The following is a 13402-nucleotide window of genomic DNA, read 5'->3' as shown; positions in this document are numbered from 1 at the left end:
CCGTTCGGGCTAGGTGAAGGCCCTAGGGGATGAGGCCGGGGTGACCGCCATGCCGGCATAGCGCTCAAGCAGCTGGGCCTGGGCATCGCGGACCGGCGCGCCGGCCGCGGGCTGGGTCAGCACATAGGTGCCATCGGATTGTTGCAGCCAGGCCGAATGGTTATCGGCCAGGTAGAGATCCAGCTCCTTGCGCACCCGCTGGCGTAGCTTCTTGCCTTCGATGGGGAAGCAGGTCTCGACGCGGCGGTCAAGGTTGCGTTCCATCATGTCGGCGCTGGCGAGGTAGAGGTCGGGCTCGCCGTCGTTATGGAACCAATAGACGCGGCTGTGCTCCAGGAAGCGCCCGACGACCGAGCGCACCCGGATATTGTCCGAGACCCCCGGCACCCCGCCGCGAAGACAGCACATGCCACGAACGATCAATTCGATCTTCACACCGGCCTGGCTGGCGCGGTATAGCGCGCGAATCATCTTCGGATCGGTGATGGCGTTGAGCTTGCAGACGATCTCCGCCTTCTTGCCCGCCAGCGCGTTGGTGGCTTCGCGGGCGATCAATTCGAGCAGGGTCTTTTTCAGCGTGAACGGCGCATACAGCATGCGCTTCATCTTCAACGCCTTGCCCATGCCAGTGAGCAGGCGGAATAGCTTGTGTACGTCATCGCACAGTGCTTCATCCGAGGTGAGCAGGCTGTAATCGGTATATAGGCGCGCATTACCCGAGTGGTAGTTGCCGGTACCGAGGTGTGCATAGCTCACCAGCTTGCCGTTCTCGCGGCGTTGCACGTAGGCCAGCTTGGCATGCGTTTTTACGCCCACCACGCCATAGGTGACCACGGCGCCTGCCTGCTGCAGGCGCGAGGCCAGGCTCAGGTTGGACTCTTCATCGAAGCGCGCCCGCAGTTCCACCACGGCGGTGACTTCCTTGCCGGCGCGCGCGGCTTCCACCAGCGCATCGACGATTTCGGAGTTGGCACCGCTGCGGTACAACGTCTGCTTGATGGTCAGGACCTGCGGATCCTTAGCGGCCTGGCGAAGGAAATCGACCACCGGGGAGAACGATTCGAACGGGTGGTAAAGCAGGATGTCCTGCTTGCCGATCACCGCGAACATGTCTTCCGCATCCGCCAGCGCCTTTGGCAGCGCCGGAACGAAGGGCGGAAACTGCAGGCGAGCGTATTCCGGCCTAAGGGTCATCTCGAACAGACGCGCGAGGTTCACCGGGCCATTCACCTCGTAAAGCGAGTCCGCTTCCAGCGCGTACTGCTTCAGCAGGTAATCGACCAGTGGCTTCGGGCAGTTGTCTGCGACTTCCAGGCGTACCGCATCGCCGTAACGGCGCGAGAACAGTTCGCCGCGCAGCGTACGCGCCAGGTCTTCCATGTCTTCCGGATCGATCGACAGATCGGCGTTGCGTGTCAGGCGGAACTGGTAGGAGCCGAGCACACGCATGCCCGGGAACAGGTCGTCGGCGTGGGCATGGATGATCGATGAAAGCAGCACGTAATTGTCGCCGTCTTCGCACACCTCCGGCGGTAGGCGAATGATGCGCGGCAGGATGCGTGGCGCCGGCACGATCGCCAGGCCGGAATCGCGACCGAATGCGTCGGTACCTTCGAGCTGAACGATGAAGTTGAGACTCTTGTTGACCAGACGCGGGAACGGATGGGTGGGGTCCAGGCCGATCGGCGTGATCAGTGGGGCCACTTCGTGGCGGAAGTAGCGGCGGACCCACAACTTCTGTTTCGCCGACCACTGGTTGCGGCGGACGATGCGGATGCCCTGTTCAGACAGCGCAGGAAGAATCTTCTCATTGAGAATCGCGTACTGCCGTTCGATCTGACGGTGCGCGATCTCAGAAATTTCGGCGAGCACGCGACGCGGCGGGATGCCGTCGGCGCCGATGACTTCATGGTCGAAGGCGATCTGTTGCTTCAGCCCGGCGACGCGGATCTCAAAAAACTCATCCATGTTGGATGAGAAAATGAGTAAAAACTTGAGTCGTTCGATCAGTGGCTTCGATTCATCCAGCGCCTGGTCCAGCACGCGGATGTTGAACTGGAGCTGTGCCAGTTCGCGATGCAGATACAACGAGGGGTCGTTGAGGTCGACGGCTGGGGTGTCCACCGGCGCCGGCGGGGCCTTGGCGGCGGGCGCTTTGGCGGTGGCGGTCGGTTCGGTGGCGGTGGTCATCGTATCCAATCGTCATTCCTCGTCGCGGCCTGCGACGCCCTCGATGGTACGCCGCCCGGGGAGCATATGACCGTGCTTTGACACACTCGTGACATACCCGCCCCCTTGTAGGAGCGCGCTTGCGCGCGACATCTTTCGCCTCACCGCCGCAGGGTCTGAGCTCTTTCGCGAAAAAATGTCGCGCGCAAGCGCGCTCCTGCAAGGGGCAGTCGTTAGACGACCAGGGGTTCGGGCTCCAGGGTGATACCGAATTTTGCGTGCACCCCGGCTATCACTTTCTGCGCGAAGGCCCAGAGCTGGGGGCCCGTGGCCTTGCCATGGTTCACCAGGACCAGCGCGTGCCGATTGGACATGCCGGCGTCGCCCTCGCGTTCACCTTTGAAGCCGGCGGATTCGATCAACCAGCCGGCCGACACCTTGGCTGTGCCGCCGGCATGGGGCCATACGGGCAGGCCGGGGTGGGCGAGCACGAGGGCGTCGGCCTGGGCCTGGTTGATGACGGGGTTCTTGAAGAAGCTGCCTGCGTTACCGATCACCGCCGGGTCGGGCAGCTTGCGTGAGCGCAGGCGGACCACGGCTTCCGCGATGTGGTACGGCGTGGGCCGGGTGATGCCCATCTTCTCCACTTCCTCACGGATACCTGCGTAGTCGAGCGACAAGGGACGCTCGCGTGGCAGCGCAAAGGTCACGGCGACCACGATCCAGCGACCGGGTTGTTGCTTGAAGCTGGAGTCGCGGTAGGAGAACGCGCACGCTGCCTTGTCCAGCACGACGAATTCACCCACGTGCGTGTCGTAGGCCTCGACCGTATCGATGAACTCGGCGACCTCGACGCCATACGCGCCGATGTTCTGGATGGGCGCGGCGCCCACAGTGCCTGGGATAAGGATAAGATTCTCAAGACCCGCGTAGCCCTGGCCCAGTGACCAGCGGACGAAATCGTCCCAGCGTTCGCCTGCCGCGACACGGATCAGCACCCGGTCATCGCGCTGGAATGTTTCCACGCCCGCATTAGCCATGGCGAGTACGGTGCCCTCGACATCGCCCTTGATCAGCATGTTGCTACCTTCACCGAGGACCAGCACCTTGCCGCCTTTCACTGCGGGGTAGGCCAGGATCTCCGGGATCTTCATCGGGTCGCGTACCTCGGCCAGCAGCGCCGCGCAGGCATCCACGCGCAGCGTATTACGGCCGCCCAGCGGGGCATTCGAGGTGAGGGTGAAGCCGCCCAGGTCGACGGGCGCGTTGTTCAGGGTCATGCGAGGATTCCGCGGCGGCGGATTTCCGCGACCGCTTCGTTGATCAGTTTGGGACCGCGATAGACGAGGCCGGAGTACAGCTGCACCAACGAGGCGCCCGCTTCCATTTTCGTGGCGGCGTTGTCGCCGTCGAGGATGCCGCCCACACCGATGATCGGCATGCGGCCTGCGAGACGTTGCGCCATGCCGCGCAGCACGGTTGTCGACTTGTCGAACACGGGCTTGCCTGACAGGCCGCCCATTTCATGCGCAAAACGATGGCCAGCGACCGCGTCGCGATCGATCGTGGTGTTGGTGCAGATCACGCCATCCATACCCGATGCGAGGAGCACCTCGGCAATGGCATCGAGTTCAGCATCGGTAAGGTCCGGCGCAATCTTCAGCAACATGGGTTTGCGCTTGCCGTGCTGGCTGGCCAGACGTTCCTGCGCATCACGCAGCGTGCTGATGAAGCGACGCAGCGTTTCCTCTTCCTGCAGGTCGCGCAGGCCCTGGGTATTCGGTGAGGAGATGTTGACGGTGATGTAACTGGCGAGCGGATAGGCACGCTCCAGGCACAGCAGGTAATCCTCGGTGGCACGCTCGTTCGGTGTGTCCTTGTTCTTGCCGATGTTGATACCCAGCACGCCGCGGAAACTGGCTTTCTCCACGTTGCGTACCAGCGCATCGATGCCGCCGTTGTTGAAGCCGAGCCGGTTGATCACCGCTTCATGCTCAGGCAAGCGGAACATGCGTGGTTTATCGTTGCCCACTTGCGGGCGTGGCGTCACCGTGCCGATCTCGACGAAACCGAAGCCCATCGCCGCCAGGCCATCGAGGTGTTCGCCGTTCTTGTCCAGGCCGGCCGCGAGACCGACCGGGTTAGGGAAGTCGATGCCGAACACATTCACCGGCAGGTCGTCCGGCGGTGTGTTGACGAGGCCTGACAGGCCGCTGCGCTGCGCGACATCGGAGGCGTAGAGGGTAAGACCGTGCGCCGTTTCGGCGTCCAGCAGGAACAGCAGCGGGCGGATCAGGTCGTACATCAGGCGTCCGGGCGGCCCGCGAAAATGCGGGTATCGAAGTCGTAATCGACCGTGCCTTCGTCCTGCGTCGCATCGAACAGCGAGCGGAGGGCGGCAAGCAGCGGCTCGTGGTTGGGGTGGCCGGGCTTCGGCGCATACGAGGACGACATGAGCCGGCCCTTCAGCGCATCGAAATCCAGCTTCTGCCCGTGCGGGAACGAGGCCATGCCGCGGTAGCCGTGGCCAAACCAGCGGGCCATGGCTTCGTCATCGGCGTAGCGCTCGGTGACGCTTACGTAGTCCACGCCATATTCATGCAAAAGGCGTTCAAAGCCCTCGAGGAAGGGCGTGCCCACCAGTCGGCGGGTGTTCCAGAAAATGGCGACCAGGCCACGTGAGGAAACGATGCGGCGAAACTCCGTGCGCACCTTCTCCGGGTCGAACCAATGAAAGGCCTGGGCCACCGTGACCAGATCCGCCGAGCCATCCGCCAGGCCGGTGGCTTCAGCGGTTCCATCCACGGCGTGGAAGCGCGACTCGTCGCCAAGCCAGCGGCTTGCCGCTTCGCGCATGGCGGCATTGGGTTCCACGGCGGTGACGCGGTGGCCGGCATCGAGGAACAGCTTGCTCGAAATACCGGTGCCCGCGCCGACATCCGCGACGGCCCAGTCGTGGTTCACTCCCAGGCCGTGCAGCCAGTCGACCAGCGCCTGCGGGTAATCCGGCCGGTAGCGGACATAGTCCGCGACGCGGTCAGAGAAGCGTTCCGTGGGGCGCAGGTCGGCCATGGCGTTGCCTCGCAGGAGGGGTCAGAACTCGAACTTGATGCCCTGGGCCAGCGGCAGCGCGTCAGAGTAATTGATGGTGTTGGTCTGGCGGCGCATGTACACCTTCCAGGCATCCGAGCCCGACTCGCGGCCGCCACCGGTTTCCTTCTCACCACCGAAGGCGCCACCGATCTCGGCGCCCGAGGTGCCGATATTCACGTTGGCGATACCGCAATCAGAGCCGGCCGCGGAGAGATACTGTTCGGCGCCCTTCAGATCCTGCGTGAAGATCGCCGAGGAAAGACCCTGCGGTACCGCATTCTGCATGGTGATGGCTTCATCGAGCGAGTCGAACGACATCACATAAAGGATGGGGGCGAAAGTTTCGGTCTGGACCACCTCGTCGGTGTTCTTCAGGCCGGTGATGATGGTCGGCAGGACGAAGTTACCCTTGCGGTCGGCCAGGGCCTTGCCGCCGGTGCGGACGTTACCGCCCGTGGCCTTCGCCTTTTCGATCGCCGCCTCGAAGGCCTTCACGGCTTCGGGGCTGTTCAGCGGGCCCATCAGGGTGGTCGCCAGGGTGGGGTCGCCGATCTTCTGTTCCACCTGCCCGTAGGACTTCACCAGCGTATCGACCACGGCATCGTGAATCGAGGAGTGCACCAGCACGCGGCGGGTCGAGGTGCAGCGCTGGCCAGCCGTGCCGACCGCGCCGAACACAATGGCGGGAATGGCCAGCTTCAGGTCCGCCGACTTGTCGAGGATGATGGCGTTGTTACCGCCCAGCTCGAGCAGGCTACGGCCCATGCGGCGCGCTACGCGCTCACCGACCTGGCGGCCCACCTTGGTCGAGCCGGTGAAGCTGATCAGCGGGATGCGCTTATCGTCGACGAACTTTTCGGCCAGATCGGTGCCTGCGTCGTTGAACAGGAAGAACAGGTCCGGGAAGCCGGCGTCCTTCAGGGCCTCGTTGCAGATCTTCATCGTCGCGATCGCCGAGAGCGGCGTCTTCGGCGACGGCTTCCATACGCAGATATCACCGCAGATGGCGGCCAGGAAGGCGTTCCAGGCCCATACGGCCACCGGGAAATTGAACGCGCTGACGATGCCGACCAGGCCGACCGGATGCCACTGCTCGTACATGCGGTGACCCGGACGCTCGGAGTGCATGGTGTAGCCGTAGAGCATGCGGCTCTGGCCCACGGCGAAATCGGCGATGTCGATCATCTCCTGGACTTCGCCATCGCCTTCCGGCTTGATCTTGCCCATCTCCAGTGCCACCAGCGAGCCCAGCGCATCCTTGTGCTTGCGCAGGGCCTCACCGCACAGGCGCACGGCTTCGCCGCGGCGTGGGGCCGGGGTGGTGCGCCACACGGCGAAGGCTTCCTGGGCGCGCCGGACGATGGTCTCGTAATCCGCCGCGCTCGAGGCGTTCACCGTGGCGATGACCTCGCCCGTGGCCGGGTTGGTCGGCGACAGTGTCCCGGCATCCTTCGTTGCGGCCCATTCGCCGCGGCCGAGGTAGGTGCCGGATTCGGTCGCATTGAGGCCGAGCGCTTGGAGGATCTTGGCGGACATGAGAACTCCTTTGACGAGGCCCGGACACGGCGTCCGAACCCCATGTGAAAACCGCGATTCTAGCAAACGACTCCTTCACCTCCCGTTGTGCGGCGCGGGACGGATGTCGATAGACCGTGGAGGCCGCCGATTCTTGCGCCGACCGTGCAATGACATGAACGCGGGCATGATTTGACTGTGCCTATTGAAAAGACTGGAGTTTTTCCATGACGCGCGTCTACGAGGTGCCTTATTTCGCCGAAGATGACCTCGGCTGGCCGGTCAGGGTCGATGGCCGAATCGTCGCCCGGTGCGAGTCTCGCTATGCCGCCCTGCATGCCGCCGTGAACCGGGCCGCCGCTGAAGGCGGTAATGCAAGTATCGGTATCGAAGGCGCCGATGGCGTATGGCGCCCGTTCGGCAGTGACGCGAAGCGGCCAAGCCGGGTACCTGCCATGCCCGCCCGGCGGTTTTCGGTCGTCCGCTAAGTCCCCGTGATGTCGTAAAGCAAAGGGCGAGCAGGTAATCTGGCGCCCTTTGGGCCGAGCCACGGGGCCGGGCGTACCAATGACTAATGTAAGGATCGCCGTCGTCGGGCTGGGCTATGTCGGCCTCCCCCTCGCGGTGGAGTTCGGCAAGATCCTGCCCACGGTGGGTTACGACATCGATGCGGGTCGTATCGCTGCCCTGCGTGAGGGGCATGACCACACCCAGGAGACCTCGGCGGACGACATCCGCTCAGCCACCGAACTGAAAGTGACCTCGGCGCTCGGCGACATCGGCGCTGCCAATGTCTATATCGTGACGGTCCCCACGCCGGTCGATGAACATAAACGCCCCGACTTCGGGCCGCTCGTGCGTGCCAGTGAAGCTATCGGCACGGTACTGAAGCGTGGCGATATCGTGATTTACGAATCCACGGTCTATCCGGGTGCCACCGAAGAAATCTGTGTGCCGGCGCTTGAACGCACGTCCAGATTCACGTTCAACGTGGATTTTCATGTGGGTTACAGCCCCGAGCGGATCAACCCCGGTGATCACGAACGCCGCCTGACCACCATTCCCAAGATCACCTCCGGTTCCACGCCCGAAACAGCCGACTTCGTCGATGCGTTGTATAAGCGAATCATCCGCGCCGGGACGCATAAGGCGCCCTCGCTGAAGGTCGCTGAAGCGGCCAAGGTCATCGAGAACACGCAGCGTGACGCCAACATCGCGCTCATCAACGAGTTCGCCCTGATCTTCCACCGGCTAGGCATCGATACCACCGATGTCCTCGCCGCGGCAGGCACCAAATGGAACTTCCTGCCCTTTAAGCCCGGCCTGGTCGGTGGGCATTGCATCGGTGTGGATCCCTACTACCTCATCCAGAAGGCCCAGTCGGTCGGTTACTTCCCCGATATCCTGCTGGCCTGCCGCCGCATCAATGATGCGATGGGCAGCCACGTGGCCAGCGAGGTCATCAAGCTGATGATCGGCAAAGGCCACGCCATTCGCGGCAGCCGCATCCTGGTCATGGGCCTGACCTTCAAGGAAAACTGCCCCGACCTGCGCAACACCCGTGTCGTCGACCTCGTGCGCGAGTTCGAGGGTTACAGCGCGCGGGTCGACGTGTACGACCCATGGGCCAACGCCGAGGAGTGCATGGCCGAATATGGCTTGCCCGTGCTCGCCGAGGCCCCTGCCGCCGGTGAATACGATGCGATCGTCGTAGCCGTGGCCCACGACCAGTTCCGCCAGATGGGTGGGGCAGGGATCCGCGCCCTCGCCAACGGACGCGCCGTGGTCTATGACATCAAAGGCATATTACCTAAGGAAGCCGTCGACGGGCGGCTGTGATGTTATTTTAGGGTCCGTGCGTCGGGACGGCCGTTCGCAGCGGATTCAAAGGCGTTTACCCATGAAAGTACTCGTAACGGGGACGGCCGGATTCATCGGCTCCCATGTCGCCATGAAATTGCTGGAGCGCGGTGACGAAGTCTTCGGCTTCGATAGCATGAGCGACTATTACGATGTCACGTTGAAACAGGCCCGCCTGGCCCGTTTCATGGACCATCCGCGCTACACCCACATCCCGGGTGACCTCGCCGATCGCGAGGTGGTGGAGCGGATGTTTGCCGAGCACAAACCGGAGCGCGTCGTGCACCTGGCGGCGCAAGCCGGTGTGCGTTACGCCGCCCAGAACCCGCATGTGTACGTGTCGAGCAACGTGACCGGTTTCCTGCACATCCTCGAGGGCTGCCGGCACCACCACGTGCAGCACCTGGTCTTTGCCTCCACCAGTTCGGTGTACGGTGCCAATCGCGCCATGCCGTTCTCGGAACACCGTTCGACGGAGCACCCGCTCACGCTCTACGCCGCGACGAAGAAGGCCAATGAGCAGATGGCGCACAGCTATGCGCATCTCTACGGCATTCCGTGCACGGGCCTCCGCTTCTTCACCGTATACGGCCCCTGGGGCCGGCCCGACATGGCCCTGTTCCTCTTCACGAAGAACATCATCGAGGGCAAGCCGATTGATGTGTTCAACCACGGCCACCACAAGCGCAGCTTTACCTACGTCGACGATATCGTCGAGGGCGTGGTGCTCGCGCTGGATAGCCCGGCAACGCGTGATGAGGCGTGGGATGCGCTGGCGCCGGATCCTGCTACCAGCGGCGTGGCCCCGTATCGCATCTTCAATATCGGCAACGAACACCCGGTCGAATTACTGACCTACATCAAGACGCTTGAGAAGTGTCTGGGCCGCGAGGCTGTGATGAATCTCTTGCCGCTGCAGGCGGGCGACGTCCCCGACACCGAAGCCGATGTGACCGACCTCCGCGAGCAGCTGGGTTACCGGCCGAAGGTCCCCGTGTCGGAAGGCGTCGCCAGGTTCGTCGACTGGTACCGCGCGTATTACAAGGTATAGCGCTCGTTCTGGCCGTGCGCGCGGACAGACGCTAGACTTAGCCCCCGTTGGCCCCGTAGCTCAGCTGGATAGAGCGTCCCCCTCCTAAGGGGAAGGTCGCCCGTTCGAATCGGGCCGGGGTCACCAGTCTTGCGAAGCGGGCATTCGCCTCGGCTATGGGACGTACTTCGCGGCTGTAAAGGCGAGCGCAGCCAGCGCGAGTGCCACCGCGACGAACCATTTCATCAGATCCGAGCGAATGCTCTCCATGTGTTTGATCAGGGAGATGTTCATATCGCCCATGGCCTTGACCAGCTCGGACTTCATGTCGCCCATTTCCTTGCGCAGCTCAGACTTCGAGTCAGATATCTCCTTGCGCAGCTCTACGCTGTGCGTGGCAAGGGCATCGACGGTAGCAACGTGCTCGAGCGTGGTCTCGATCCGAGTGAGACGATCACGGGTCTCGACGGCGTGGGTTTCAAGGTTGCGAATTCGATTATCCATGCTCTGAGCCTGTCCGGTAGGGGGCGCGCGGTCAACGAACCGGACTGACCGTTCGCACGAATCGCTGCCCTGCTTGAGTGTTTGTTGATTCATCTGGCGTGCCTTCGTGCAGCGATGGGGTCGGATATCTAAGACGATTCGGAATCAGAGCCAGCGACCCGATCGATTCCGTGGCGTTAGCGACTTTAGGACGCCGGTTATCTCGGAGGTAGCGGCGTTTGTCGCGTCGCTCCCTAAGAGAACACCTACACGTTGTAGTCTTACGCACGGTTCACTCGCCGGGACACGCGCTTCCAAGCAAGTGGTCCCCTTGCCGTGTATCAAAAGGGGTCGAGCCGCCCTATCGCCTTAGCAGCAGGAGCACCACCATGTCCCGTTCGTTCGACGCGATCATCGTGGGGGCCGGCCAGGCCGGACCCGCCCTGGCTGGCAGGCTGACGGCCGCAGGACAGACGGTGGCGATCATCGAACGCCACCTCGTGGGCGGCACATGCGTGAACACTGGCTGCAAGCCGACCAAGACCCTGGTGGCTAGCGCCTATGCCGCCCATCTCGCCCGGCGGGGCAACGAATATGGCGTGCGCTACGCGATCGACCCAGGTCCGGTGCAGTTCGAACTGCCGACCGCGGCGGCACGCGCTCGCAAGGTGATCCAGGATTCGCGCAAAGGCAACGAAGACTGGCTGGCGTCGATGCCGGGCCTCACCCTTATTCGTGGGCATGCGCGCTTCACCGGGCCGCGCCAGATCGAGGTCAATGGCGAGACACTCGAAGCGCCGCAGGTATTCCTTAATGTTGGCGGTCGAGCCAGGGTGCCGGAATTTCCAGGCATCGACGACGTCGACTACCTGACGAACAGCACCATCATTCCGCTGGAAACCCTGCCGGAGCACCTGATCGTTGTTGGCGGCAGTTATATCGGCCTCGAATTTGCGCAGATGTACCGTCGCTTCGGCTCGAAGGTCACCATCGTCGAGATGGGGCCCCGCCTGATTGGCAAGGAAGACGAAGATGTCTCCGCGGAGATCCGCAGCTTCCTTGAGGCGGAAGGGATCGAAGTGCGCACCAACGCTTGCTGCATTACCTTGGGTAAGCGCGGCAACAACGTCACCGTTGGCGTCGACTGCACGGAAGGTGCGCCCATGGTGGAGGGCTCGCATGTCCTGTTGGCCGTGGGCCGTATCCTCAATACCGACGACCTGGGCCTGGACAAGGCGGGTGTGGCGATCGACGACCGTGGTTGCATTCAGGTCGACGATCACCTGAAGACGACGGCCGAAGGCGTCTGGGCCATGGGCGACTGTAACGGCAAGGGTGCGTTCACCCATACCGCCTGGAACGACTACGAAATCGTCGCCGCGAACTTGTTGGATGGCGCGGACCGTAAAGTCAGCGACCGGATTCTGGGCTATGGGCTTTACGTCGACCCGCCGCTGGGTCGGGTTGGATTGACCGAGGCGCAGGCACGGCAGTCCGGTCGTCCTCTGCTCGTAGCGAAACGCCCGATGACCCGCGTCGGGCGTGCAGTGGAAAAGGGCGAAACCTGGGGCTTCATGTCGATGGTCGCGGACGCGGAGACGCGTAAGGTGCTCGGCGCCGCGGTACTAGGCACCGGCGGCGACGAAGTCATCCATGGCGTGCTCGACATGATGAACGCAGGTGCGACGATCGATACCTACCAGTGGGCGGTGCCGATCCATCCGACGGTGTCCGAGCTGATTCCTACCCTGATCGGGAGTCTCGCGCCGGCGGAGTCCAAGGGTTAGATGTCGCGCATCACCATGAGGCGAATCTCACTCATGTCGTCGATGGCATAACGAACACCCTCGCGTCCGATGCCAGATGCCTTCGCGCCACCATAAGGCATGTTGTCCACGCGGAAGCTCGGTACATCGTTCACGATCACACCGCCCTGTTCCAGGGTGTCCCATGCATGCATGGCGTGACGCAGGTCGTTAGTGAAGACGCCCGCCTGCAGGCCAAAGTCGGAATCGTTTGCCTTGGCCAACGCTTCGTCAAAGGTCATGAAGCGTTCCAGGATGGCGACGGGACCGAAAGCCTCCATGCGTTGGAGCTTCGCATCGTGTGGCACTTTCTCCAGCAGCGTCGCCTCGAGCATCGCGCCCTTGCGACCGCCGCCACAGAGCAGGCGGGCGCCCGCACGCTTGGCTTCGCCGATCCATGCCTCAAGGCGTTGCGCCGCCGTTTCGTCGATCATGGGGCCGAGGAAGGTGCTTTTCTTCTTGGGATCGCCCGCCTTAAGCAGCTTTACTTTGGCGACGAGCTTGCGCTTGAGTGCGTCGTAGACATCATCGTGGATGAGAATCCGCTGCACACTGATGCAACTTTGCCCGGATTGGTAAAACGCCCCGAATACCAGGCGATCGACGACCGCATCGAGCTGGTCACCCTGGTCAGCGTCGATGATGCACGCGGCATTGCCGCCGAGTTCCAGCGTGACCTTCTTATGGCCAGCCTGCGCCTTCAGGTCCCAGCCGATGAGGCCGCCGGTAAAGGAGAGGAGCTTCAAGCGCGGGTCCGTCACGAGGGGTGCGGCTGACTTTCCATCGAGCGGGAGCACCGAAAACGCGCCCTTGGGCAGGTCCGTTTCCGCGAGGATCTCGCCGATGATCAGCGCGCCCAGCGGCGTGCGCTCCGAAGGCTTCAACACGAACGGACAGCCCGCCGCGATGGCAGGGGCAACCTTGTGCGCGACGAGATTCAGCGGAAAGTTGAAGGGCGTGATGAAGGCGACGGGGCCTAGCGGCACCTTGCGGGTGAACCCCTGGTAGCCGTTCGCACGCTCGGAGATCTCGAGGTTGATGGTTTCGCCGTTGATGCGTACCGCTTCCTCGGCGGCGATCTTGAACGTTTCGATCAGGCGGATGACTTCGCCGTGCGCATCGTTGATCGGCTTGCCCGCTTCAACGCACAAGGCAAAAGCCAGTTCGTCCTTACGCTCTCGGAAGCGCGCCACGCAGTGTTCCAGGACGGCCTGACGCTGCCAGGGCCGGAACGCTTTCATCGCGCCCGTGGCGGCTGTGGCCGCCTCGATGGCCTTTTCCAGCGCGGCTGCGTCGGGTAGTGCCACGCGGGTGGCCACCTTGCCCGTGTACTTGTCGATCACATCCAGCTTCGCCTTCGCCTTTACAGGCTTGTTGGCGAGGTAATAGGGGTAGCTCTTGTCGAGCATGGGCCGGGCCCTCGTTTACGGCAATGCCGCCCATGATC

11 protein-coding genes and 1 tRNA gene are annotated in these 13402 nt (G+C 63.1%); 5 read left to right on the top strand and 7 right to left on the bottom strand.

Annotated elements, in window-relative coordinates:
• Positions 1-9: 9 nt before the first annotated feature.
• The 5 genes from ppk1 to VGN46_RS19765 form a co-directional block, all read right to left on the bottom strand.
• Entirely contained in the window at positions 10-2190 is a 2181-nt protein-coding gene (gene ppk1, locus VGN46_RS19785) for a polyphosphate kinase 1 (protein WP_331646449.1), read from the bottom strand.
• 212 nt (positions 2191-2402) lie between these two features.
• Positions 2403-3449 carry a UDP-N-acetylmuramate dehydrogenase gene (gene murB, locus VGN46_RS19780; RefSeq protein WP_331646447.1) on the bottom strand — a complete coding sequence of 349 codons (1047 nt, stop codon included), beginning with the start codon at positions 3447-3449 and terminating at the stop codon, positions 2403-2405.
• A complete protein-coding gene (locus tag VGN46_RS19775) occupies positions 3446-4474 on the bottom strand; it encodes a quinone-dependent dihydroorotate dehydrogenase (RefSeq protein ID WP_331646444.1) in 1029 nt (342 codons plus the stop codon). The genes murB and VGN46_RS19775 overlap by 4 nt, the downstream gene beginning before the upstream one ends.
• Positions 4474-5241, bottom strand: coding sequence for a class I SAM-dependent methyltransferase (locus tag VGN46_RS19770; RefSeq protein WP_331646442.1), 768 nt, complete (start codon positions 5239-5241; stop codon positions 4474-4476). Before VGN46_RS19770 ends, VGN46_RS19775 begins: the two co-directional genes overlap by 1 nt.
• Before the next feature lie 21 nt (positions 5242-5262).
• Positions 5263-6798 carry an aldehyde dehydrogenase family protein gene (locus VGN46_RS19765; protein ID WP_331646439.1) on the bottom strand — a complete coding sequence of 512 codons (1536 nt, stop codon included), beginning with the start codon at positions 6796-6798 and terminating at the stop codon, positions 5263-5265.
• A 206-nt stretch (positions 6799-7004) separates the two neighbouring features.
• On the opposite strand from VGN46_RS19765, the gene VGN46_RS19760 reads away from it, so the two are divergent.
• The 4 genes from VGN46_RS19760 (at position 7005) to VGN46_RS19745 (ending at position 9814) form a co-directional block, all read left to right on the top strand.
• Positions 7005-7265, top strand: a complete 261-nt coding sequence (locus tag VGN46_RS19760) for a hypothetical protein (RefSeq protein WP_331646437.1) — start codon at positions 7005-7007, stop codon at positions 7263-7265.
• Between the two features lie 79 nt (positions 7266-7344).
• Positions 7345-8616, top strand: a complete 1272-nt coding sequence (tviB, locus tag VGN46_RS19755; RefSeq protein WP_331646435.1) for a Vi polysaccharide biosynthesis UDP-N-acetylglucosamine C-6 dehydrogenase TviB — start codon at positions 7345-7347, stop codon at positions 8614-8616.
• Positions 8617-8677: 61 nt separating this feature from the next.
• On the top strand, positions 8678-9688 hold the full coding sequence (locus VGN46_RS19750; RefSeq protein ID WP_331646432.1) for an NAD-dependent epimerase: 1011 nt from the start codon (positions 8678-8680) through the stop codon (positions 9686-9688).
• A 49-nt stretch (positions 9689-9737) separates the two neighbouring features.
• Positions 9738-9814 (top strand) — tRNA-Arg (locus VGN46_RS19745).
• Between the two features lie 27 nt (positions 9815-9841).
• On the opposite strand, the gene VGN46_RS19740 is transcribed toward VGN46_RS19745, so the two are convergent.
• A complete protein-coding gene (locus VGN46_RS19740; protein WP_331646429.1) occupies positions 9842-10171 on the bottom strand; it encodes a hypothetical protein in 330 nt (109 codons plus the stop codon).
• A 368-nt stretch (positions 10172-10539) separates the two neighbouring features.
• Between VGN46_RS19740 and VGN46_RS19735 the strand changes: the two genes are divergently transcribed.
• Positions 10540-11937, top strand: a complete 1398-nt coding sequence (locus VGN46_RS19735; protein ID WP_331646427.1) for an FAD-containing oxidoreductase — start codon at positions 10540-10542, stop codon at positions 11935-11937.
• On the opposite strand, the gene VGN46_RS19730 is transcribed toward VGN46_RS19735, so the two are convergent.
• Complete coding sequence (locus VGN46_RS19730; RefSeq protein ID WP_331646425.1) at positions 11934-13364, bottom strand: aldehyde dehydrogenase family protein; 1431 nt, start codon at positions 13362-13364, stop codon at positions 11934-11936. The genes VGN46_RS19735 and VGN46_RS19730 overlap by 4 nt on opposite strands.
• Positions 13365-13402: the final 38 nt, after the last annotated feature.

The organism is Luteibacter sp., assembly GCF_036500425.1.
In the GTDB taxonomy this organism is placed as follows: Bacteria; Pseudomonadota; Gammaproteobacteria; order Xanthomonadales; family Rhodanobacteraceae; genus Luteibacter.
Note: the sequence above shows the minus strand (reverse complement) of the source record. Positions and strands in the feature narration are given on the sequence as shown.